The following is a 25083-nucleotide window of genomic DNA, read 5'->3' on the forward strand; positions in this document are numbered from 1 at the left end:
ACTTTATATTAAAAGCCCTGTCTGGGTACCGAAGTGCCCAGGCAGGGCCGGGATGTTATTTCGTTGCCGAATATTTATAAACAATTACTTTATTGTCGCTGCTCGGACTTACAGCAAGATAAGGAATGCCATCCGGGGCAACCTGAAGGTCAAATGTGTTGATCTTCCCTGAAAATACTAACCTTGGTGTATTCCAGTTTTTAGTATGGTCGTTAAAAGTGCGCACATATAGTCCGGTCGTATTGGCAAAGCCGAAATATAATTTACCATCAGGGTCTATTGCCAATGCATACTTCTCGTTCTGGTCCTGGCTGTTTCCGGCCGAACCAAGTTCTTCCCAGGTGGTACCATTAAACTTCATGATCCGGTTTAAGCGCTGGTTGGCTGATACGGTCTGGAAACCAATATAAACGGTACCATCGGCCGATGCCGCACCAATTACAGAAGTATATCCCGGCAAACCGTCAGAAGTTCTGAAGCCTACAGGCCCAACCGGCGCCCAGGTATTGTTAGTTAATTTATACATACTGAAATTAGAGTTCCTGTCCAGCACAGCCATGTAACCTTTTCCGTCCAGCCCTCTGAATACCTGTACAGCACCAATCAGGTTGTTTGCGATTGCAGGGGTAATGTCATTCCAATTGTTATTGGTATAATTGCTTGCGTATATGGCACGTTTTAAATAGCCCGTAATGGCGGTAAAGGTAGAAGCACCTATTAATGGCTGATTGTTTTCACCTACAGTAAATGAAAATTTATCTACCCGCATCGGACTGAAATTTTTAGCCCCTACTGCAGTCCAGCTGTCATTGGTATATTTCAATACGGTTGCTTTCTGCAGCCCATCTAAATAATCTTTATAGCCTACATAAGGCGCTCCCTCTTCATCGAAAGCAATGTTAATAATATCTACCTGTTCGTTAGAAATCCCCATTGCACTGCCAATGTTTTTCCATATGGTTCCATTGAGGGCAATGACTGCAATTTTTTTCTCAGTGGCCGGAATAACAGCACCGCTTTCGTTTTTACCCGTTCTGATATAGGCCAGGTAAGGCTGTTTGGTAAAAGGGTGGATGGCCATTTTTACGTCAGTGGCTTCACTACCTATAATACTCTTATCGCCAATCATCCACCATTGTGCCCCTATAAATGAGATTTTCGCAGTAAAATCCAATGCTGTGGCTAAACCTGCTGCATTAAATGTGTAGATTAAATTACTGCTAAAATTGTTTACTGTTTTCTGGCTCTCCTGTGCTACGGCACCGATCTTTAAGGTAGCGCCAGCTGTAGTTTGAAATCTTGCAACCAGCTTTGTCAGGTCAACAGATTCAGGAATATCAATGTCAATCGTCAGGCCTCTTATTACGGCCTTGTAATCTCCTTCAAGTACGCCCGGGTTATCCTCCTTAAAAAAGCCAAACGATTGAAGGGCGATCTTTTTTTCTACCCTTACCGTATAACTCCTCCTGCTTTTGTCTTCAGCCTTTACACTATACGAAATCGCATTTGTAAAGTCCATTTCAGAAATACCCGACTCCTGCACCTCAGCACCAACCTGTACAATAGTTCTCGGATTATCCACTACAAAGCTGGCTTTCAGGTTGGTCACATCAACTTCTATAGGGAGTGAAACAACGATTTCATCACCGGTGATGACGCCTGGGTATTCTTTATCTGCACCTTGTGCATCCTTAACAACGAATTTGAAGGACTCAATGCCCTTGCCATACATCACAGGATCTTTTTTACAACCTGCATGTATACCTGCTACAATAAGCAGGAGCAGGGTTGTGATATTTTTAATGTTCTTCATAACAATTAGTTTAGGGTCTTAAAATTTTCAGGCATCAATACGGCTTTGATACCCGGCGTTTCAATCATGTATTTTTTTGCATAATCAGCTACCATAGCCGGACTGATCTTATGGATCATGTTTTCGTAGTCGTTAAAATAACTGTAGTCCTTAAAACCAAAGTAAAACTGGTTCCTCAGGGCCGAGCTCCAGAACAGGTTTTTATCGGCTTGTTTTTTATAGCTGTCAATTTGCTGTACTTTAATGTTTACCAGGTCGCTGGTAAAATATGATGGATCGGCAGCTACTTTTTTAACTTCTTCCTGTGCCTGTTTGATCAGGAACGCTGTCGATTCTGGTGCACAGGTAAAAGTAATTCTGGAACGGATCAGTGGAGCTGGTACATTGGTTGCCGAAACAGATACGCCAACACCATATACGCCCGAATTTTCTTCCCGCAGGTTTAAACGCAGTTTTACCTTCAATACTTCCTGCAACAGGGTCTGCACCAGAATTTCAGGGTAATCGTAGTTTACCTTATTGCTCTGGTAAAAGAGGTTCACGGTGCTTTTTGGCGCTGCACCGGCATACATTAAAATATCCTTAGCGGTATGACCGCCAACGGGGCCCTTGTATTCAAACTGTTTATGATAATCACCGGCAGGTAAACCACCAATATATTGTTCTATTAAAGGTTTAATGCTATCCGGCTCAAAGCCGCCAACAACCACAAACTGAAAATCCTTTGCTGAAGCAAACCTGCTTTTAAAAACAGGGATAATGTTTTCAAAACGGAGTTCTTTATTGATGCGTTCTTCCGATACCGCTGAAGCGTAATCATCATCGCCTTTTAACAGTTCACTGATGGCTTTATTGTAAGCATAATTTGGCGATAGCTTGTTGTTTTCCAGCTGTTCTATGGTCTGGCGTTTGGCCTGTTCAAAAGTTACCGGGTCAGCATTTGGGTACATCCATTTCAGGTACATTAACTGGAACATGGTTCTTGCATCTTTCCAGTCTGCACTTGTAACCACACCTTCTCTGGTACCCGAAAGCACCAGTGTGGCCGAAGCCGAACTACCGGTAAGGAACTGGTTAAGGGCAGGGCGGCTAAAAGGACCTGCGCCACTTAAACCGGTTACCGGCTTTACAAACTGGGCGGTGATGTATTGTGTAGAATCCAGTGCGTAAATACCACCTTTTCTAAAGCCAGATAAAGAAATGTAATTTTTACGTTCTGCAGTAGGTTTCAGGTAAACAATGGTACCATTGCTCAGGGTCCATTTGATGCCCCCCACAGCCTCAATTTTTTCTTCTCTGACTACTTTACCCGGTACAGGTTCCTTTGCCAGCAATTGATCAGGAACGCTAAGCTGATCTGACCATGGCCCAACAGGTTCTGCTGCGGCTTTGGCAAACATGGCTTTTAAAGCAGCCTCATCCGGTAAGCTGCTCTTGTCCTTTTCAGGGCCGGTAAGCAATACTACCGTATTTCCTGGCTGGTTTACCGATCTTAAAAAGTTCAGTAAACTTAAAGAATCAATTTGTGCTGCATATTTTAGCGCCAGCCTGTTGCGCTCTGTTCTGGCCAGCATGGTACTGCCATTGTAAAACACATCGTGGATCTCATTTACATAAGTTTCCGGTTGTGTTTTATCTTCTGCCGCTTCCGAACGTTTGATGGCCGCAATATATTCCGACTGGTATTTTTTGATCTCCCCGGCGGTAAAACCATAGCGGAAAATGCGCTGGGCTTCTGTAAGGTACTGGGCAATGCCTGCTTTAACCTGATCGTGGTACAAAGCTGCACCACCAGAAACAATGCCGTTCTTTAAAACAATGTTGCCGACCGATAAACTGCCTTCTTTAAAGTCGTTTTTTAGCTGCGAAACCCTGCTGAAGCGGCTTTTGGCCAGGGCATTGAAAAATGAACGCGTAAGCTGGGCCTTATAGTCCTGTTCGGTTTTAATGCCCTTAAAGGATTTGATTTTATTGAAAACACTCAGTTCAATGGCATTGGCCTCCTTATCCGTAAGGATAGAAAATAAGGTGTCCCTGTGTGCCGGCAGCTCATAATAAACCCTTGGGGCCTTGCTTTTGGCCTTATACTGGTTAAACTCATTTTTAATATAAGTTTCTACCTTTTTAGGGTCTATGTCTGTTACAATGGCGATAGACATCAGATCGGGCCGGTACCATTGCTCATAAAAATCAACGATGGTCTGGCGCTTAAAGTTTTTCAGGATGTCTACTTTACCTATAGGCAGGCGCTCAGCATACCTCGATTTATTGAATAACACCGGCAGGTACTGTTCCCGTAAACGGTTTGCCGCACCTTGTTTGCTGCGCCATTCTTCTATCACCACACCCCGTTCTTTATCAATTTCATTGCTGTCGAAGGTCACACCAAAGGCCCAGTCGGCCATAATGTCAATAGATTTCTCCAGGTTTTTCTCATCTTCAGTATTGATGCTGATCTTGTATACCGTTTCATCAAAACTGGTATGGGCATTTAAATCGGCACCAAACTTTACCCCTTTGGATTCCAGGAACTCAATTACATCATTTTTCGAATAATGTTTTGTCCCGTTAAAGGCCATGTGTTCAATAAAATGGGCCAAACCCAGCTGATCCGGGTTTTCCTGTAATGAGCCTGCATTCAAAAACAACCTTAACACCGAATTTCCGGGTGTTTTATTGCTTTTGTAGATGTAATAGGTAAAGCCATTTTTAAGCTTCCCTGTTACCAGATTGGGGTCTTGCTGTAATGGCTGGGCATAGCTGCGGGGACTTAAAAATCCCGTTCCGGCCAGCCACAACACCATTAAAATTATTGTCTTCCTCATCCTGTTGTGCTTTACTTTTTGATGATCAATAATTCCCTTTCCAACTGATCCGGACCCGGCATTCCGAGCGTAAAGTTCCGGGTGTTGCTAAGCAGGCGTATGGTTAAAGTGTTGTTTTTAGCGGGGTCAAGAACAGATTCCTTCCAGGCGATTTTAATAGGACGTTCGAAGATGCCCTGAGGGAAAGTAAGTGTTGGTCCTTTTGTAATCAGCACAAAGTCGCGGTTCTCCTGAAGCCCGTCACCTACGATCACTTCATAGGTCAGGTCTATAGGTTCAAACTGAAGACTGGAGCTCAGGTAAACTTTGTAACTCACGGTATCTTTACGGTTAGACAATACCTCAATCCTGGACCGGCTGTCGAAATTAATATGAAAGAAAGGGTGATCATAAGGAACCGTTTCCTTAGAGCAGGAAGAGACCAACACCAGCAGTAATAAGATTGCAGGAACTAATAAATATGTTTTTGTATGCTTCATTTTCTTAAAATTAATTGAAACCCGGATTTGGGATAAGTGCTTTATTTGCATCTGTTTCCTTGGCAGGAATTGGCAGGACAAATTTATCGTTGGGATAGGTAAGAAGGCAGGTAGTAGAATTACAATCGGTTCCTCTTACCATGCTTTCCTTGCGTCTGGCAAGGTCAAAGAAACGATGTCCTTCAAAACAGAGTTCGCGGTTCCTTTCATCAGCAATCTGTCTGTAAAGTAATGCAGGATCTGAATTGTAGGTAATGGTTACCGGCGATTTATGTGCCCGCTGTGCAATGACCGTCAGGTCTGCTGCTGCTTCAGGATATTGCTTTAAATTCCATTTTGCCTCGGCACGGTTTAAATAAAGTTCTGATAACCGGATAACCTGTATCATTGGCGGATTAACCGAACTGACTAGCCCGTCTCCATATTTTTTTGTTAATGAACTGCCTGCATTTTGTCCGCTTGTCGGAACGGTAAACATTTCCGTAAGCCTGATGTCATCATTGTTATTGCCAAACGATGATTTTATTTTTACCGAAGCTGCATATCCGGCAGTTGCGGCATCAGAAAATGTAGAAAATATACTTGATACCCCGCTGGTAAGTCCGTTATTGGTCAGTGCAAAAATATTTTCAATTTTAGGACTGGCATCAGCCTTGGGTGTCATCAGGAATACCGATTTGTACTCGGCCTGGGTAGCCAGTCTATACGCGTTATCGTTAATCACCATATTGGCATAATTGATACACTGCGTCCAGTCGCCTTTATACAGGTATACCCGCGAAAGCAAGGCCAAAGCCGCCTGGTAGGTAATTTTTACCTGGGTGGTGTGGTTGGCATATTTTTGCAGTAAAGGCAAGGCGTCATTAAGGTCCAGGATGATCTGGTCATAAGTCTGCTTCATCGTTTTCCTGGCAACGGGCTCGCCGGGGCTGGGTGTTTTGAGCAATACCGGCACACCTAAATGTGAGGCATCTGTGGTAAAATTATAAGGTTGTGCATAGGCCCTGCTCAAATCGAAATGGCATAGTGCACGCATCACCAGCGCTTCTCCTTTTATGCCGTCCAGGCTTGCTGCCTGATCCGGGAATTTTGAGGATAGCGATGGGATTGCAGCCAGAATATTGTTTGCACCATTTAAAGCTTCAAAAATATTTAACCAGATGTGTCCAACAGCAAAGGCATCGTCGCCACTTGAACTTTGGAAATTAAATTGTGGCAGCATTACCGATGTGCTGTTTCCGCGGATCAGGTTATCCGATGTAACATCGGCATACATGCCAAATTCATTTTTATAATAAAACAATATGGAATTATAGGAACCGTTAATGGCCAGTTTTGCACCATCTACTGTTTCAAATAAGGTATTTTTTCCAGTTTTTCCAATCGGTTCTTTTTCCAGGAATTTTTTGCAGGATACCATTGTAATGGCTACAATGACCAGCATAGATAGGGTATAGCTAATTTTTTTCATCTCTATTTTAAGCTAACATTTAAACCAAATGAAAGTACAAGTGGCTGTGGATATGGATTGAAAGAGTTTTTATAATCGTTGCGGTTTGAGGAAGTGGTATAGGGTGTCCAGAAACCTACATTGTCGGCCTGCAAATAAACATTCGCACGACTTAAACTGATCCGCTTCAGGAATGCTTCTGAAAAGTTGTAGTTTACACTTACGTTTTGCAAACGCAGACTGGTTTTTTTATGCAGGAACCGTGTAGAGTTACGTGCATTGTTCGCATTTTCGTTAAGTACGGTTTTGGGAATGTTGCTCAGGTCTCCGGGCTCTCTCCACCTGTCTAAAAGGTTGGTCGACTGGTTGTCGTCTTTGAGGTTACGGCCATCCGATTCTGAATCCCGCTGCAGGTCGCTAAAGGCATAACCACCCACGTTATAGATCATCAGGGCAGAAAGCGTAAATTGCTTATACTGGAAGGAGTTGGTCATCCCCCCAAAAAAATCAGGGGTAGAGGAACCTACAGTAACCCTGTTGGCCAGATCAAATGTTTTGGTAAGGTTACCACGTGTATCATACCAGAGCGGTCCCCCGTCGGCCGGGTCTACACCGGCCCATCGTACCAGGTAAAAAACATTCACGTCCTCTCCAACCTGACGGATCACTTTATCCAGTACCTTGGTATTGTTGTTGTACAACTTCAGGATCCGATTGGTGTTCCTGGCCAGGTTGAATCTGGTATTCCAGGTAAAATCTTTTTTAAGGATATTTTGTGTATTTAAGGTCAGCTCTATTCCCTTGTTTCTTACTGATCCTACATTCTGTAAGATATAGGTAAAACCAGTGGTACGTGAAACGTCTACATCATTCAGTAAGCCTTCGGTTACATTTCTATAGCCTTCTATCTCCAGTGAGATTCTTTTGAACAAGCCCAGGCTAAGCCCTCCGTTGATGATATAAGTGGTTTCCCATGATAAAACCGGATTTTCGCCACTGATCATTTTTGCACCCAACTCACCGTTATAGGTAGCATTGTCGGCATTGGTACTGTAAATACCTTTAGACCTGTAGGCCCCGATTCTGGAGTTTCCATTGGTACCATAACTCATTTTAAGTTTGGCAAAATCAACTTGTCTTATTTTCCAGAAGCTTTCATTGCTGATGGTCCATGCCGTGCCAATTGAACTGAATTTGGCCCACTTCACGTCAGACCCGAAGTCAGAATTACCATCGTTACGGAAACTGCCCAACACGCTGTACCTGCCATCAAATGTATACCTGAGCTGTCCGTAATAAGACAATGCCGTCTTTTCGTCGCCCGAAGTGGTATACCGGATTTTTGTGGCTTTATTGGCATCCCTGATGTCATCATTTTCAAAACCATTGCCGATGATGGCATTGGATTCCCTGTCCTGGCTTCTGGCTTCTGCACCCAGCAATGCCGATACGTCATGTTTACCGAAGGTTTTGTCGAAATTAAGGCGCTGCTGACTGTTCCAGTCGAAGTTCCTGGTTTTTGAAAACGCGGCCATACCTTCGCCCCTGTCGCTGTACGCAAACTGGGAGCTGTAAAAATCTTCTTTGATGGATTGATAGTCAATCCCATTTGTGCTGGTAAACGTAAACCCTGGCAGGATATTTATTGTTCCGCCGGCATTGCCCTGAAGCACATTTGCTTTTTGCCTGTTGTCGTTGTGTTCTGCTTCAAGTAATTTATTATAAAATGCCAGAATAGGCGTGCCGTCAGGGCGGAACGGGCTATCCGTAGGCCTGTTTGTATAATAATTAGTGCCAGGACTAAACATATTGTTGATGTTATAGGACGCGCCCACCCTCAGGAATAAATCAATGGATTTATTCACTTTCTGATCCAGGTTAATCCTGCTTGAAAACCTTTGGGTCCTGTTTTTGATCATGATAGGGCGCTCATTGTAATAGGCACCCGATACATAATACCTGGTGTTTTTGTAGCCGCCCGAAAAAGAAAGGTCATGTTGTGTATTTACTCCCGTACGGAAAAATACATCATACCAATCGGTATTGTTGCTGCCCAGATCGGGCATTTCTGCCTGGTTTAAAGCCGTATTGTTTCTATAAGATTCTGCATAAAGTTCCCTGTATTCATTGCCGTTAAGTACATGGAAACGATTGTTATTGATCAGGTTTATCCCTGTTCTGAAGGCATAGTTAATCTTTCTTTCTCCGGCTTTACCCTTTTTAGTGGTAATCAATATTACCCCGTTTGATCCATCTGCTCCGTAAATGGAAGTCGCAGTTGCATCTTTTAATACCACAACCGATTCAATATCGGCAGGGTTGATATAGGTTAACGGACTGATACTTGTATTTACGCCAAGCGTCATGTTGGTTTCATTACCGGTATTTATAGGAATTCCGTCCAGTACCCAAAGTGGCTCATTTGATGCCCCAAAAGAGGCTTCGCCGCGAACCCGGGTCTGATATCTTGGTCTGGGGCTGCTGGTACCCCCGCCTTGCACCTCATATTGTAAGCCTGGTACTATACCTTCCAGCAGCTCATCTATCCTTTTTGCCGGCCTGCGCTCCAGTTGTTCGCTGGTTACCTGAAATGCACTGCCGATCTGATTTTCTTTTTTCTCTGATGTACCGTAAGCAGTCACAATAACTTCCTGGAGTTCACTGGCGGTTTCCTGTATCAGTACATTAATGGTTTTATTGCCATTGACAGCGATTTCCCTGCTGCCGTAACCAATCATAGAAAATACCAGGGTTGCATTCGCCGGCGCCTGTATGGTGTAATTACCGTCGCCATTAGTCACTGTAGCTTTTTTAGTGCCCTTTATGGTCACCATTACTCCCGGCACCGGCATATCAGCCCGTCCCGAGCTTTCTTTGGATTTTACCGTTCCTTTAATGACGATCTCTTCCTGGGATACTTTGAGCTTAGAGATGATCACGGTCTGGTCTATGATTTTATAGCCCAGCCCTTTTCCTGAAGTCATTTTACTTAAGGCCTCGGTCAGGTCGGCATTTTTGAGTTCCAGACTAACATTACCCGATTTTTTAAGCACATCAGCGTCGTACAGAAAAAAATAACCGGTCTGATTTTTTATAGCTATGCATACGCTTTCTATACCTGCATTCTGTACAGATAAGTTTACTTTTTGGGCATATCCTGAAGCTTGTACAGCCAGGCAGCCCATGATTAATAAGAAAATAGTTAACCTCATAACTAATAGTAATTTTCTATTAAATGACCTGTATTTTCCCGCACACTTGCCGAGAAGGATTTGTTTCATATTTTTGTATGTGTTGGTTTTGAAAAATTGGTTGAATTCGATAACGATCAAATGCACACAGCCACACTTTTCCGGGAACACTGCAATGTTTCCGGATTTTTTATGCCTGCATTTTTAAATTTTGTGGGTTGTTTAGTAAAGTTATTTCATCTGGTTGTTGGGTTTAAGTTGTCAATTGTTAAAATCTACAGTTACTTTGCGGTTTTCCAGACTAAACCTGGCGCCGCTTACCGCATTCAGCATTTCCAGTACCTGGTTTAAAGTAGCCTGCCTGCGGATGTTCCCGCTATATCTTTTTGTATCAGGTTTCCCCTTATAAACGATCTCTACATCATACCACCTGAACAGCTGGTCCATGATGTCAGTCATTGAATCTTCTTTAAAATAGAAAGTGCCCTCTTTCCAGGCAATTGATTTGTAGGTGTCGGTCTTGTGAATGTTAACAGCGCCGTTGTCGATTACGGCTTCCTCGCCTGGCCTTAATAGCTGCTGACGGCCATTTTCTGTTACTTTAATGGAGCCTTCAACCAGTGTGGTCTTACTTGTTTTTCCATAGCTGTTGATGTTAAAATGAGTTCCGAGTACCTCTACTTCCGTTTGGTTAAAGGCGACTTTGAAAGGCATGGCCTTATTGTGTGCAACTTCGAAATAAGCTTCTCCGGTAAGCTCAACACGCCGCTCCGTTTGATTAAAGCTGGTTGGGAAGCTCAGTGTAGATACCGCGTTTAGCCAAACCTTTGTTCCGTCGGGCAATACCATCCTGTATTCTCCGGCCCGGGGGGTCTCTAATACATTATTGCCCGCAATGTTATTCCTTTTCCCTTTTTTCCCAAAATACAGCACGCCTTTTTTTGCCCCTAAAGCTATTCTTCCATTATCACCTACCAGCCAGAACGAAGAAGTGCCCAGATCCATTCTGGAACGGTCCGCCATCCTCAGTGTTGCTCTCTGGGTTCCCGGCATAATGTCGTGCACAGCTGCGCTTTGATTAAACTGCCGGGTTTTAGCTGTCGAAAGGTAATTGTAAAGCCCAAAGCCCAGCGCCACTACCAATACGGCGGCGGCGCTGTATTTTGTGAGCTTATTCCAGGAGAAGGTTTTTGCAGGCTTAACCTGAATTTGCTTTGAAACTTCTTCCCAGCCTTTGTTGATGTCGACAGCAGCTATATAATTGAGCTCGTGTTGTACGGTTTCTGTATTCCGGAAAGATTCTACCAATGCCCGGTTATCGGCCGATGCGTTGAGCCAAAGCTCAAAATCTTTCTTTTCCTGAGGGCTTAATTCGTTCTTAAGGAACTTAATGATGAGTTCAGCAGTTTGCTTAATGTTGTTTTGCGTTTCCATAGACAACTATAAGAAACCTGAAAAAGAAAAGCGGGTGAAAGAAAAGGGGATTATTTTTAAATATTTTGGTTATTTTAGCAAAAACAGAGAAATAAGCGCAAAAAAATCTGGATTTAAGCGCATGCGCAGCAATTGCAGTCCCCGTTTTTTCTGTGTTTTAACCGTATTTATGCTCAGGCCAAGTTCGGCCGCAATCTGTGGGTTCTTTAAACCTTCCAGATAGCCCATCCGGAAAATTTTCTGGCAGTTTTCAGGTAAGGTGGTGATCACTTTGTGCAGTTCGCTGATCACTTCTGATCTGATCATTGAATTCAGGGCCACAGCATCTTCTGATGGATCAGCATCCTGGGCATTTAGAAAACCATATTCCAGTTTTTGCCGGCGCAACTTATTGAGGCAGGCGTTTCTAACCGCGGCATAAAGAAAGGAGCTTATCCTGGAAGGATCATCCACCGGTTTTTCATCCATGTTCCAGTAACTTACAAAAACTTCCTGTACAATATCCTTGGCGGCATCATCGTCTTTTAAAAACTGCAGGGCAAAATGACACAGCCGGGCATAATTGTCCCTGAACAATTCTTCGAATGAATAAGCAGTATGGTGTGTTGATCCCGACAATTCAATTGATGTTGAATGAATTGCAAAAATAGTGTTTATGTAGGAGCAATACAAGATTAAAAAACAATGGGGCCTGGGCCTTCCAGAATGCTGACAGGAATAAGACAGTGTTATACAGTTGTCTTGCTTTTCTCTTGCTTTCCTCTTGCTATTGTCTTGCTATCCTCTTGGTCGAACAGTATAAAAGCAATTTTTTAGCAGCAAATCAGAAAGTATTTATAAAGATTACCTTATGGTTTATGTAAGTATTATTTGTTATCTTTACCTATAGGTGTCAATGCAGATGCCTGATAAACAGCTAAATATGGCGCGCTTAAAATTCGGACCATTCGGTCCGCTTATCGGTAAATTAGGCAATACTGTTGGTTACATCCGCAAAGGTGCGGCAGTATTGAGAATGATTCCCCACAAATCAAATAAACCCAGAACAGTTGGCCAGAAAACAACGACCCAGGCTTTTGGCCTGGCTATAAAATTCATTGCTAAAGTAAATCATTTTACCAATGTAGGTTTTAAACTGGCAGCAGATGGCACCACAAAAACTGCTCAGAATGTAGCGGTATCCTATACCATGAAACATGCCATTAAAGGCGAATACCCAAACCAGGAAATTGACTTCACCAAAGTGATGGTTTGTAAGGGTATGCTGGAAGGCCCGGTAAACCCGGTAATGAGCTATGAAACGGCGGGAGATACCATCGCCATAAAATTTGAATGGGCGGTTGATCCGGATGCTGACCGTAACAGGAAACGCGATCAGGTCATGATGCTGGCTTATCTTCCCGATAGCAAAAGGGCCTTTTACCTGGATAGCGGTGCACGCAGGTCTGCTGGTGTTGATGTGCTGGAGGGTAAATTTAACCTGGTAGCCCGTGGGAGCGATAAAAAGGATCATTTTGTAGAAACCTATATGGCTTTTATCTCTAACGACAGAACGCAGATTTCCGATAGCGTTTATATGGGACAGATTGTTTTGTAAATACCATTTTTTATAATTCTTATTTACAAAGAAAGCTTGTTAAAGCTGTCTTATGGGATTGCTATGCCCATTAACCATGCCGGGGAGAACGGCATATTTTTCAGGGAATGCCCTCTGCCAATATGATATACAAGTAAGCTAATTTGATTAAGCAATGCTCTGCTTTTTTTTTGTCAATTGCATCTACCAAATATTTTAAATTAACTAAACAGGTATGATGTGAGAACACATATGAATCAAGGTATAACCCAGGCCGTTATACCCAGCGGGGCAAATCCCCGAAAATCTAAATTTTTAATGACACAGCTTTATTTTTTTAAAGTATGAAAAAAGTTTTACAAAGAATACTAATGGGCATATTGGTGTTACTGTCAGCTTCAACATCAATTTATGCGCAGACTATCAAGATCTCAGGAACTGTAACTGATGATAAAGGAGAAGTGATACCAGGGGTAAGTGTACAGGTAAAAGGTACAAAAACGGCTGTCCAGACCGGACAGGACGGTAAATATTCGATTGCGATAAATGATGCGCAGGCGGTATTGATTTTTAGTTATATCGGATTCGATAAGAAAGAAGAAACAGTTGGTTCCAGACGTACGATCAACACTAAACTGACATCCTCATTATCAGATCTGGACGAGATAATTGTAGTTGGCTACGGGCAACAGAAAAAAAGGGATGTAACCGGGGCAATCAGTTCTATCAGTGCAAAAACTATAGAGGAAAAACAACCCATATCTATTTTTGATGCCATACAGGGAGCGGCTCCGGGTGTAAGGGTAATGAGTAGCTCTGGTGCGCCGGGAGACGAAAGTGACATTACCATTCGGGGTATGTCGACGCTATCGGATGATGGTGTTAAACCTTTGTACATTGTGGATGGGGTTCCTATGAAAAATATTATGTCTATCAATCCTAAAGATATATTATCCATCGAAATCCTTAAAGATGCCGCATCGGCAGCCATTTATGGTTCCCGTTCGGCAAATGGTGTAATCCTGATTACGACTAAACAGGGCGAAGATGGTAAACCAAGAATCAATGTTGATTACCTGAGAAGTTACAGTACGCTGTCGCGTCACATTCCGCAGTCCAACCGTTTGCAACGACAAATGTTTGATCAGCGAGGCAAAATCAGTCTGGACCCTCACCCGGATGATTCAACAGCTTACAATAAAAATGCAGATAATGATTACCAATCGTTAATTACACAGACCGCCATACGCAATCAGTTTGATTTGTCTATGAGCGGTGGAACACAGAAACTGAATTACTACAATAGCTTGCAGTATCTTGATGAGGAGGGGATTGTATTGGCTAGCTTTAACAAAAGAGCCACAATGCGTACCAACCTGAAATATCAGCCCTCTAAAAAGGTAGGCTTGTCTACACAGCTCAGTTTTAGTTACCAGAATAAAAACAACATTAACGAGGGTAAGGTCATTCAGCAGGCCCTTCAACGTGGCCCGCAGCAAACCCTGTATTTGCCCAGCGGAGAGTTGATTTATGACAATGGGGGAAGGAAAAATCCGATAGCAGAAGCTTATCTCAGAGAGAACCTGACTTCCATCTACAGGGCGGTGATTTTTCAGGGCTTTGACTATTCCTTTACGAACGACTTAAAGTTCCATGCAGATGCATCGGCGGACGTACAGTTTAACAGAAATACCACGTTCAACTCCAAATTATTGGAAAACGGGGCCAGCGCAGCCAGTACGGGTAAAGACGAAACAACTATACCAGTCAGGACCCAGGGAAATGCGGTGCTGAACTATAAAAAAACAATTGCCGTAAATCACAACCTTACGGCAATGCTGGGGGCCAACTTTGAAAAAAATAACCTGAGTGAAATACAAATTACAGGCAGAAAATTTGTAAGTGAAAACGTACATACCTTAAACGCCGCAGGCGAGTTGACGCCATCTGATACTTATTCCAAAGGCAGCGGATCGGCACTGGTAGGTTTCTTTACCAGGGTCGGTTATGACTATAAAGGACGTTACCTGTTGAATGCAACGTTAAGAAGGGACGGGTCATCTGTATTTGGTACAGAAAATCAATGGGGCTATTTCCCTGCAGGATCAATTGGATGGAGGTTTAGCGATGAGAACTTCATGAAATGGTCTAAAAAGATATTAACTGATGCCAAACTGAGAGGTAGCTGGGGTATTACCGGTAACCAGCAGATTGGTGATTTTGACGCTGTTCAGCAATTTATTTTTGGTAACTATTATTACAATAATGTTAGCGGGGTGCGTACCGATACCAGGTTGGGGAACAGTAGCCTGAAATGGGAAGAGACTACCCAGTCAAACGTGGGTATGGATTTAACCTTCTTTGACGGTAAATTGAGTTTTGTGGGTGATTACTACATCAAAAAAACAAAAGATCTATTATATGACGCACCACTTCCTTTAGAATCCGGCTTCCCTAACAAAGCCAGGATCAATGCGGGTTCGCTTCAAAACAAAGGTATCGAACTAATGGTTTCAGGATATCCTGTCCAAACCAAAGAATTTACCTGGCAAACATCCATCAACTGGTCAAGGGTAAGGAACAAAATCCTTAGCCTGCCGGGTGGTGATTATGTAGATGACAACTGGATTGTTGCACAAGGTAAAGAAGCCGGGAACTTCTTTGGTTACAGATTCCTGGGCATTTATCAGTACGATCAGTCCAATGCCTATACAGATGACTTTAAAGTCAGACTGATCCCACAATTTCAGAAAGATGAATTGGGTAATGTGGTCATCGGGAAAAATATGCAGCCAAATTTATTAGGTTATACTTATCCTGACGGGACACCTTACAGCGGAACGCCAAAACAATTGACTACCAATGGTAACATTTCTAAGGGTGGTGATGTGATCTGGCAAAATCAGCCCGATGCCAATGGGGTTTTAAATGGCAACATTGGTAACGAAGATAAGATTGTAACCGGATACGGACAGCCAAGATGGAGCTTGGGTTGGAGCAATAACTTTACTTACAAGAACTTCTCTCTGGCAGTTTCTCTGTACGGAAATTTTGGAAACAGTATCTATAATGAAAACAGAAGAAATACTGCTTCTTTTTCCAATAGCAATACGACTCCCGAGCCTTATTATATCCTGAACATGTACAAATATCCGGGACAAATTACCGAGTCATACATTGGTGGGACCCAAGGTTCTGATAACGTGCGTAAAACCAACGATTACTATCTGGAGGATGGTTCCTTTATACGTTTGCAGAATGTCAGACTGGGATATCAGCTGCCAAGAAAACTTATTGAGCGGTTCCATATTGCTAACTTTAACCTGTATGTTTATGGTAACAATCTGTTGACCTGGACAAAATACACAGGTTTTGACCCGGAAGTGAAACAAAATAGTGTGCTTAAACCTGGGCTTGATAACGGACAATATCCGCGCAAAAGAGAGATGGGATTAGGACTTGGTATAACATTTTAATCGTAGAAGATCATGAAACAGATTAGATTCACAATATTATTATTCGGGGGATTATTGATCCTGCTAACTGCTACAAGGTGTAAAAAGTTCCTGGAGGCTGATCCGATCTCGACCATCACGCCCGGAAGCTTCTGGAAAGATAAGGCAGATGCTGATGCCTGGATGGCGGGTATATACAACGCTGTGCAAACTACATTGAATACCAATTGGTTTGACTGGGGCGAAGTTCGTGCCGATAATGTTAAAGGTGCGGGCACGGGAACTGCACAAACCAAATTTTTAAATAATGCCTTATCGGCAAGTGATCCGGATATTGTGGGCTCAAATGGCACAACCGGCGCGGCCAGTTGGGCAAGCCTTTATACCACCATTTCGCTTTGCAACTATGGCATTAAATACTATCCGCAAATGACCAGCGAGAATATTGGTGGGGCTACGGCAACTTATACCGATTATCTGGGCCAGTGTTATGGGCTACGCGCTTTGATGTATTTCTATGGCCTCAGGGTATGGGGTAAAATGCCGCTGATTACTGAGCCGCTGGAAACCTATGGCCAGCCAACCCAGTTTCCCAGATCGCCTATAGCTGACGTGAAGAAAAGAATCCTGGATGATATCGATCTGGCATTGAAAAGTATAGGTACCAATAAAACAAATAAATATAACATGCAGAAAGCTGCGGTTTATGCTTTGCAGACTGATGTATACATGTGGTTTCAACAGTATGACCTTGCCCTGGTGGCTTCGCAAAATACAATTACTGAAAGTGGTTGTACCTGGGTTACCAATGCGCAGAGCTGGAAGAATATGTTTACTGATCCTTCAACTTCAACAGAAACCATTTTTAACCTGTACTGGGATAATATTGAACGTGGTGGTGGTGTAGGGGTATGTGGAAGACTTGCTTCTGGTTCCAATACCAATAATTACATGATTACGCCCCGGATTTTTCAGGAATTGTTTGACAGAACTGATCCGGCAACTTCATTACCCTCTGACGGCCGTTTAACCACAAGTTTCGACATGATCAGTTATAAAACCCCGGTCGAATATAATGCATTGAACGGTGCGTTTGGTAAATTTACCTTATATGATCCGGCTGCAAAAAGAAGTGATGGCCAGCCTGGTGGTGCATTTGTATATCAGGCCAATGGCGAATGTAATGTGAAACTGCCCATCTATCGTTTTGCTGATATCATGTTGTTAAGGGCCGAGGCCCTGGCCCATACAGGGAAATACCAGGACGCCCTGGATATTGTTAATACTGTGAGAGGCCGGGTAGGATATAAAACCCAGGCTAAGTTGACCGATTATACGGGGGATATTGTAACCGGTATTGAGCGTACCATTCTTACTGAGCGCCAGTACGAGCTGTTGGGCGAAGGTAAAAGATGGTTTGACTTATGCCGTATTGGAAAAATGTATGATTTTACCAATGGCTATACTTACTTAACCGGTATCATGAACCCAATTTTGGCCGGAAGATCAGGTGCAACCAAATACGAAGGAACAAATATCGGAAGAATCATGTTCCCGATTGCCTCGGCAGCATTTAATGCTAACCGTCAATTGGTGGGCGACCAAAATCCCCCTTATGATGAGTAAGGTATTGTACCATAAAAATGAGCTTACAACAGTTGAAAAATAAAATATATACTGATGAAAACTATTAAAAAACTAATCGCGCCGGCAGTCATCATTTCGTGCTTAGCATTTGCTGCATGTGATAAGCTACCGCTACAAAAAAATGATAAGTACGTACCGTCATATTATGATAATAAATTAAATTCAAATGTGATGGATTTTATGAAATCACGTCCCGATCTGTTTTCGGGAATGCTGGAGGCCATTGAATACGTAGATAAAAACCCGAATTATAAGGATGTAAAACCGATGTATACGGAATCTGGCAACACTTATTTGCTGCTTACAAATAATGCAACAACTAATATTGAAAGTGCCAACAGTTACTATTCAAGAAATCAGTTTTTGGATACCGATCCGACAAGTCCGACTTACAACCAGACCGTTAAAGGATCCGACTGGAGCCAGTATTCTGTTGACAGGATTGCTGCCTGGCTGAAGTACCACGTATTAAAAGGTACTTATGACTTTAAGAACCTAAATTCAATTGGGAAATGGGTTGATACTTATGGTTTAAGTGCAACAAATGATTCTGCAAAAGTCTGGATCTATATGCAGGCCAGCAGGGACGGCTACTTGTTTATTAATAATTATGTTGGCGGAACAGGCGAAAACAGGCCCCGTACACCAGACTTGCATGCTACCAATGGCGTGGTTCATGTAATGGACCGTTATTTTAGTGCACCAACCAGAAAAGATATTATCAATAATAAATAATTATGAGAAAGTTATATCATACAGGCATATTCATGATACTTTGCATAGTTGCAGTGTCGTGTAAAAAAGATGACAAAGTTGAAATTGTAACTTTAAGTAAGGCCGGAGAAGAGTTTTATTTTGGGGAAAAGGTAAAAGTATGGGCCGGAACACAAGGCAGTGACAATACCAAACTTTCCTATAAATGGGAAGCAACCGGTGGAACATTTGATGGCTGGCGTACCCAGAATTTATTTGAAAACCTGTGGATTGCGCCGGCAGCGGTTGGCGACTATACCGTTACAGCTACGGCTGATCTGAATGGTAAAACCACTTCACGTTCTACAAACCTGAAAGTAACCAGGTATTTCTTTGATGAGTTTCAAAGTAAATTCGCTTTTGACGGAAACGGCTGGTCTATTGCGGATGCTACTGCCAATCAGATTTTGGATAACGACCCCTTAAAAAGTATTATGGAACTTACGGCGATAACTGCTAGTAAGACTGCAATTTTAAGAAGGGATCTGAACCTGGCCGACTTGAAAATACCTTTTTCAATACGTACTAAACTGGGTTGGAAAACATTTTTCAGAGCCGGACAGCCAGTTATCATCTCGCTGTTTTTTAAACAGCCTTCAACACATACCGATTATCCTTTCCTGAGAGAGATCAGATGGGAATATTATCCAACAGTTGATCCGGCTACGACGGACAGCTATCAGATCAGGTATGAAACATTTGTACCTGCAGCCAATAAATCCGTATTTAGCACCAATACAGCTGTATTGCCAAATCCGCTGCCATTGATCAATCCGGTAAAGGGAAAAAGCCCGATATTTAAATCCTTGGCGGGTGTAGAAAAAAGTATAGCTTTTGCAATTGACGCAAATAATGTATTCACTACCTATGTTGATGGGGTGCAATGGTTCTCGAGCAATGGCATTAAAGATTGGCTCGCTTACTGTAAAACAACTTATCCTGGTTTCGAAGCTCCATTGGCTAGTCGTTTTCAGATTGCTTACCCTGGTAAGGCTAACGCCAACGAAACCGGTACCGTTGGGTTTGTAAACAGTGTATTCATTTCTAACGATGGAACGATTCTGAAATAGAACAGGAGATTCGTTAAAATTTTCAAATGAAAAGCGGCCTGGATCCATAGATCCAGGCCGCTTTTGCTTTAAACAGCTTGCTGTTTACTTTTTATCTTTTGCAGCATTTCGCTCTGCAATAACCATTTCTGTTCCGGCCAGTAAAAATGCCCCTAAACCGTGTGTATCATTCAATTCTGTGGGGCGCGTATAGTAAAACTTAAGGGCTTCGTCCATATTGGTGCCGATGCAAACATCCTGCATCTGACCATCGGGAGTAATTTTGGTAACCAGCCCTTTCCAGCCTTCATTGGCTATGGAAATATATTTCGGATGGATCCATCCCTGGTTTACCGCATGGGCCACTGTATAAATGTACATGGCCGTTACAGAGGTTTCCAGGTAAGAGTCGGGCTTGTCAAGCAGCTGATGCCATAAGCCAGTCTGGTCCTGGTAACGTGCAAATCCAGAGATCTGGCGCAACAGGAGTTTGATCAATTCCGGTCTTTTAGGATGGTTGGCCGGCAGCTGATCTAGCAGCTGCGCCTGTGCCACTGCAAGCCAGCCGTTGGCACGGCCCCAGTGGCCTACGCCCTGCAGGTTTACATCTTCATAATAGTTGTGAAAAAACAAACCTGTATTGGTATCGTACAGGTATTTATTAAAGCTTTCAACCTGCTTGATGGCATCATCAAAATACTTGCTGTCGCCTGTAACTTTCCCCATTCTTGCCAGCAGGGGTACACTCATGAACAAGTCGTCGGCCCACATGGTCCTGTAACGTGGGTTGGGCCGTGCCAGCGTTCCGTCGGTCAGGCGCAGCTGTTTGTTGGAAATATAATCGGCAGCCCTTTGCAGGTAAGCTTTATATTCCGGTTTATTGGCCAGGCCATTTACATCAGAAAGACCGGCCCCCATAGCACCGCAGGCATCTAAATTGGTGATGTTAAAGACAGCGCCAAATTCAGTCCTGGGGTTTTTTGCCTTGTACAGGGTCTCAAAATAACTTAGATTGTTAAAAATGAATTCAAAGTTATGTAAGGAGTAATCGGCATACTTTTTATCTTTCAGCACATCGGCCATTTGGATCATGCCGATAGTGAGCACCCCGTTCACATACATCCATTTGTTAAACTTGCTGGCTACTTTAATGTCGGGCGAAGATGCAAGTCCCTTTGTAGATTCGTAAGTTTCATTGGTTTTTGTATTTACAAATTTAAATGAAGTGTTTGCGATGATGTTATCGGCCACCTTACGGACAACCGCTTCTGTGTTGCTTTGTGCAAAAATGCTGCCTGAGCTTAAAGATGCAAGCAGGAATAGACAGGTTTTTTTCATTATTTTTTTGTGTTTTTTGCCCTTATGGCTTTTACTTCCTGCATAGAGATGGCTGCTGCCTTATTCTCAAAACTATTTCTCACAAAACTCAATACATCGGCAATTTCCTGGTCTGTTAAAAAGTTATGCGCAGGCATCACATTGGTATAGGTCTCTCCATCTATTTCTTCACCTGTAGCCAATCCGTTCAAAATTACTTTGATGAGCCTGGTTTTGTCGCCCAGCACATAAGACGTTTTGCTCAATGGCGGGTTCATGTTGGGTACACCTGCACCATCTGCCATATGGCAGGCCAGGCAGTATTTATTGTAAATCTTTTTTCCGTTGGCCATAACTGCCGCTGTAGCCATTTGTGGTTTAGCGGCAGTTGTTTTCTTCCCTTTTGTCTGCGCAGATAACTGTAAGCCGGCTGCGCTTAAGATCAATAAGGTCAATAAAATTTTTTTCATTGCTGTTTATTTCTTGTTGTATAGGATGCGATAGATCACTCCTTTGGAATCATCTGTTACATAAAGTGAGCCGTCGGCACCCTGAGCCAGTCCGCATGGGCGATGGTCGGCTTTATTCATTGCCGCTTTCTCCGGCGTACCCGCAAAATTGTCTGCAAATATTTCCCAGTCGCCCGACGGTTTACCATCTTTAAATGGTTGGAAAACCACAAAGAAACCTTTTTGAGGTTCTGGTGCACGGTTCCATGAACCATGGAAAGCAATAAAGGCCCCGTTTTTATATTTTGCCGGGAACATGTTGCCGGTATAAAACAATAAACCATTAGGTGCCATGTGCGCCGGGTAGGCCCTGGCAGGTTCTAAATATTTTGGATCTGCTTCTTTTTTCTTGTCACCCCCGTATTCAGGCGCAACAATTTTTTTATGTTGTATGCCATCGTAATACATAAAGGGCCAGCCGGCATTGTCGCCTTTTTTTAGGGCATACAGGCATTCTGCAGGCAGTTCTGCCGATTCTTTGGTATCATAAAGTTCCGGCCATGAGCTGTTCAGGTTATCGCGGCCATGCTGCATTACAAAAAGCTGGTTGTTTTGCTGGTTCCAGTCCAGGCCTACTACATTTCTGAGGCCTGTGGCATAACGTACACCTTCGGCATAGCTCTGGTTCAGTTTACTGGCTTTAAACTGCCAGATGCCTGCTGCAGAGTCTAACAGCGGGCAGCCTGGAATGCCTTTAGATCTGAGGCCCCGGTCTTGTTCCTGACATGAGTTTGAAGGCACACCGATGTTCACATAGATGTTCCCGTCATTGTCCAGTACCAGTGATTTGGTTTCGTGCTGGCGGCCCATTTTTAAGCCCTTAACAATCATTTCAGGTTTGTTTGGATCGATGACTTCATTTTTGTCGTTCAGCTTGTACCTGAATACTTCTTTGTTTGAAGAGGCGTAAAGGTAGCCATCTTTCATGTAAATGCCGGTGCCGCCATAATTGCCAAATCCACCGGTAATTTCGGCCCTGCCTTCACTGTTTTCTTTAAGTACGATGATCCCTTTTTCATCTTTTACCCTGGCAAGTTTCACATAAATAGTGCCTTGCGGGGTAACCACCAGGTGCCTTGCTTTGGCGCCTATATCGGCAACTTTTAAAGCGCCGAACCCTTCCGGTAGTTTTAAGCCTACATTGTCGGCGTCAGGTTTAGGCCCCCTCAGTGCAGAAATGTCTTTAAAGGCATAAAGGGTAAAAAAAATGAGGGCACTAAGTAAAACGGGTATAATGAGTATTTTTTTCATTTGATTTTTTTAATTAAAACTATTCATTTTGCTCCGGTTTTTATAGTTATTTAACGTAATAAAGCAGTTGCACACCATAAAAGAGGTGCCTGTCCGTGTAAATCCCCGATATTCCTTTTACGGTCCAGGTAATACTGCAGGTCGTCTTTTTTATTTGTGCCTTCGCAAACCTCTGTAATGTCGTTGTTTTCATTGATATAGGTGATCAGTTTAAGCCATGCTTTACGGGCAGCTTTTCCATAAACTTCTTTATCCAGCCATCCGTTTTTTACACCGGTGATAAATGCGAAGGTGAACATGCCGGTAGCCGAAGTTTCAGGCCATGATTCGGGCTTATCAATAAGCTGGCGCCACATCCCTTCTTCGGTCTGGTATTTGAGCAGGGAGGCCATCATGTCTTTATAGCCCTTCATGATCCTTTGATAATTGGGATTATTTTTTGGTACAGACCTTAGCAATTCGGCCATGCCTACTGCCATCCAGCCATCGCCACGTGCCCAGTAGTAAGGCACATCGGGAGCGTGGTAGAACAAGCCATTCGGTTTTTGGAGCTCATCCAGGTAAAATACCATTTCTTTGGCTGCACGGTCTATGTACTTCTGGTCGCCCGTAGCACGGTAAGCCTGGGCCTGTAAGGCGGTGATCATGAACATGTCGTCTATCCAGAGCCGTGTTTGCCAGGTATAGCCTTTGTTATAAAATTCGTGTGATTCAGGTTTAACCCTGGGGCCTTCCGGTGGTCCCCATTGTTTATCCGCAATTGAAATGCCCAGGTCAAGGTATTTTTTGTCCTTGGTCTGCATGTACAGTTCCAGCGGAACAGCGCCGAACACACTATAATCCACATGGTCCGGAACCGGGATCATTTTAGCTTCTACACCAAAAAGCGGCTCAAACCTGTCTTTCAGCTGTCCAAGTAGTTTAGCGTCCCTGGTTTCTTTGGCAAAGGTAAGGGCACCATACCAGGTACAGCTTTCCGGATAGGTAATTACTTTAGGAGGCCCCGGGCGGTTAAAGTTAGAATGGGGGGTGGTTACAAAACGTCCGGCTATTCTTGCTCCTATTTCTTTCGGGGAGCTGCCTTTAGGCCAGCTTTTTAAGTCGGCCGCTTTTGATTGTGCATGCGTACTTGCTATCCCCGTCAGGATCAATGAGGAAGCAAGACAGGCCATGCCTAAAATAGAATTTTTGTTCATAATTACTGCTCGGTTTAAGCTTCTTTGCTTATTGTGTTGTTTATTTATGTAATTAAAGTTAGCCGTTTATTTGAGGGTTTAAAAACGGCCCGGGGCATGTTTAGGCCGGATAGCGGCATTAGGGGCTATAATTTACCATTAATGGTAAGATTGCATATAACCTGGCTAAATTCGGACAATATTTTTTAGGTGATGATCAGGCAATTGTAACAACAAATCACGAATTTTAAGAAATTATGTACTTTAACACAATAATTACCTAATCTCTAATTTCAGCCAATATGAAACAATACCTTGTCGTTATTTTTATGGTTACTGCGTCACTGAGTTTGAAGGCCCAGCACAGCCTCGAAAAACTTTGGGAAACAGACAGTGTGATCAATTTACCAGAATCTGTTTTGCCCGATATAAAAGCGGGTATCCTGTATGCTTCTGTAATGGGCAATAATCCGAACGATAAGGACGGCATTGGTGGCGTTGCCAAGCTGAGTACTACTGGTAAAATGATTGATCATGACTGGATCACCGGTTTAAATTCGCCAAAAGGACTGGGCAGGTTTGGGAATACCCTATATGCTGCAGACCTGAGTGATGTAGTGGTGATTGATATGGCGAAAGGAAAGGTAAAACTCAAAATACCGGTAGACAGTGCAAAATTTTTGAATGACATTACAGTAAGTGATAAGGGCATTGTATATGTTTCTGATTCGAGGACCAAGCGTATTCATCGGATTGAAGGCAATAAGGTATCCTTATATATGGAAAATGTGAACGGCGTGAATGGACTAAAGGCAGTGGGTGATGAACTGTATATTGCCGGAGGTAAAACGCTTTGGAAGGCTGATGCAAATAAAAAACTGACCAGGATAGCTGAACTGCCCAATGGTGGCGATGGTATAGAGCCGGTTGGGAATGGCGACTGGCTGTTTTCCTGCTGGGGTGGTTATGTTTATTATGTGCATGCCGACGGCAAATACGAGCTGCTGCTGGATCTTCACCTGGAAAAAAAGAATACGGCTGATATCGGTTATGATCCGGTTAATCGTATCGTTTATATTCCTACGTTTTGGAAAAAGAGTGTAATGGCTTATCAGTTAAAATAACAGGTATTTTAATTTTGGTAAAGTATATTTAATAT

The 25083-nt window shown here is 43.1% G+C and carries 17 protein-coding genes; 6 read left to right on the plus strand and 11 right to left on the minus strand.

Features of this window, described 5'->3' with window-relative positions; translation table 11 throughout:
• Positions 1-55: 55 nt before the first annotated feature.
• The 7 genes from PHEP_RS02180 to PHEP_RS02210 form a co-directional block, all read right to left on the minus strand.
• Complete coding sequence (locus PHEP_RS02180; protein WP_012780614.1) at positions 56-1813, minus strand: NHL repeat-containing protein; 1758 nt, start codon at positions 1811-1813, stop codon at positions 56-58.
• A gap of 5 nt (positions 1814-1818) precedes the next feature.
• A complete protein-coding gene (locus tag PHEP_RS02185; RefSeq protein ID WP_036675102.1) occupies positions 1819-4638 on the minus strand; it encodes a M16 family metallopeptidase in 2820 nt (939 codons plus the stop codon).
• Positions 4639-4649: 11 nt separating this feature from the next.
• The gene (locus tag PHEP_RS02190; RefSeq protein WP_012780616.1) at positions 4650-5117 is read right to left on the minus strand and encodes a hypothetical protein; all 468 of its coding nucleotides are present in this window, start codon (positions 5115-5117) and stop codon (positions 4650-4652) included.
• A gap of 10 nt (positions 5118-5127) precedes the next feature.
• On the minus strand, positions 5128-6588 hold the full coding sequence (locus PHEP_RS02195; RefSeq protein WP_012780617.1) for a RagB/SusD family nutrient uptake outer membrane protein: 1461 nt from the start codon (positions 6586-6588) through the stop codon (positions 5128-5130).
• Between the two features lie 2 nt (positions 6589-6590).
• Positions 6591-9779, minus strand: coding sequence for a SusC/RagA family TonB-linked outer membrane protein (locus PHEP_RS02200; protein ID WP_012780618.1), 3189 nt, complete (start codon positions 9777-9779; stop codon positions 6591-6593).
• 240 nt (positions 9780-10019) lie between these two features.
• Entirely contained in the window at positions 10020-11192 is a 1173-nt protein-coding gene (locus tag PHEP_RS02205; RefSeq protein WP_012780619.1) for a FecR family protein, read from the minus strand.
• Positions 11193-11261: 69 nt separating this feature from the next.
• Positions 11262-11810 (minus strand): RNA polymerase sigma-70 factor, encoded by a 549-nt coding sequence (locus PHEP_RS02210; protein WP_012780620.1) that lies wholly within the window; start codon positions 11808-11810, stop codon positions 11262-11264.
• A gap of 304 nt (positions 11811-12114) precedes the next feature.
• Between PHEP_RS02210 and PHEP_RS02215 the strand changes: the two genes are divergently transcribed.
• From PHEP_RS02215 to PHEP_RS02235, 5 genes are all read left to right on the plus strand, one after another.
• On the plus strand, positions 12115-12789 hold the full coding sequence (locus tag PHEP_RS02215; protein ID WP_143715680.1) for a DUF6266 family protein: 675 nt from the start codon (positions 12115-12117) through the stop codon (positions 12787-12789).
• A gap of 323 nt (positions 12790-13112) precedes the next feature.
• Positions 13113-16244 carry a SusC/RagA family TonB-linked outer membrane protein gene (locus tag PHEP_RS02220; protein ID WP_012780622.1) on the plus strand — a complete coding sequence of 1044 codons (3132 nt, stop codon included), beginning with the start codon at positions 13113-13115 and terminating at the stop codon, positions 16242-16244.
• Between the two features lie 12 nt (positions 16245-16256).
• Complete coding sequence (locus PHEP_RS02225) at positions 16257-17849, plus strand: RagB/SusD family nutrient uptake outer membrane protein (protein ID WP_012780623.1); 1593 nt, start codon at positions 16257-16259, stop codon at positions 17847-17849.
• 54 nt (positions 17850-17903) lie between these two features.
• Complete coding sequence (locus PHEP_RS02230) at positions 17904-18605, plus strand: fasciclin domain-containing protein (protein WP_012780624.1); 702 nt, start codon at positions 17904-17906, stop codon at positions 18603-18605.
• A 2-nt stretch (positions 18606-18607) separates the two neighbouring features.
• Positions 18608-19693 carry a hypothetical protein gene (locus tag PHEP_RS02235; protein WP_012780625.1) on the plus strand — a complete coding sequence of 362 codons (1086 nt, stop codon included), beginning with the start codon at positions 18608-18610 and terminating at the stop codon, positions 19691-19693.
• A gap of 84 nt (positions 19694-19777) precedes the next feature.
• Here PHEP_RS02235 and PHEP_RS02240 read toward each other — a convergent pair whose 3' ends face one another.
• From PHEP_RS02240 to PHEP_RS02255, 4 genes are read right to left on the minus strand one after another with little or no spacing between them, the layout of a single operon-like run.
• Positions 19778-21010, minus strand: coding sequence for a glycoside hydrolase family 88/105 protein (locus tag PHEP_RS02240; RefSeq protein WP_012780626.1), 1233 nt, complete (start codon positions 21008-21010; stop codon positions 19778-19780).
• Positions 21010-21459 (minus strand): c-type cytochrome, encoded by a 450-nt coding sequence (locus PHEP_RS02245; protein ID WP_012780627.1) that lies wholly within the window; start codon positions 21457-21459, stop codon positions 21010-21012. The genes PHEP_RS02240 and PHEP_RS02245 overlap by 1 nt, the downstream gene beginning before the upstream one ends.
• A 6-nt stretch (positions 21460-21465) precedes the next feature.
• Entirely contained in the window at positions 21466-22749 is a 1284-nt protein-coding gene (locus PHEP_RS02250) for a PQQ-dependent sugar dehydrogenase (RefSeq protein WP_012780628.1), read from the minus strand.
• 50 nt (positions 22750-22799) lie between these two features.
• The gene (locus tag PHEP_RS02255; RefSeq protein ID WP_012780629.1) at positions 22800-23945 is read right to left on the minus strand and encodes a glycoside hydrolase family 88/105 protein; all 1146 of its coding nucleotides are present in this window, start codon (positions 23943-23945) and stop codon (positions 22800-22802) included.
• 281 nt (positions 23946-24226) lie between these two features.
• On the opposite strand from PHEP_RS02255, the gene PHEP_RS02260 reads away from it, so the two are divergent.
• The gene (locus PHEP_RS02260; protein WP_012780630.1) at positions 24227-25048 is read left to right on the plus strand and encodes an NHL repeat-containing protein; all 822 of its coding nucleotides are present in this window, start codon (positions 24227-24229) and stop codon (positions 25046-25048) included.
• Positions 25049-25083: the final 35 nt, after the last annotated feature.

Origin of the sequence: Pedobacter heparinus DSM 2366, assembly GCF_000023825.1 — a bacterium.
Lineage (GTDB): Bacteria > Bacteroidota > Bacteroidia > Sphingobacteriales > Sphingobacteriaceae > Pedobacter > Pedobacter heparinus.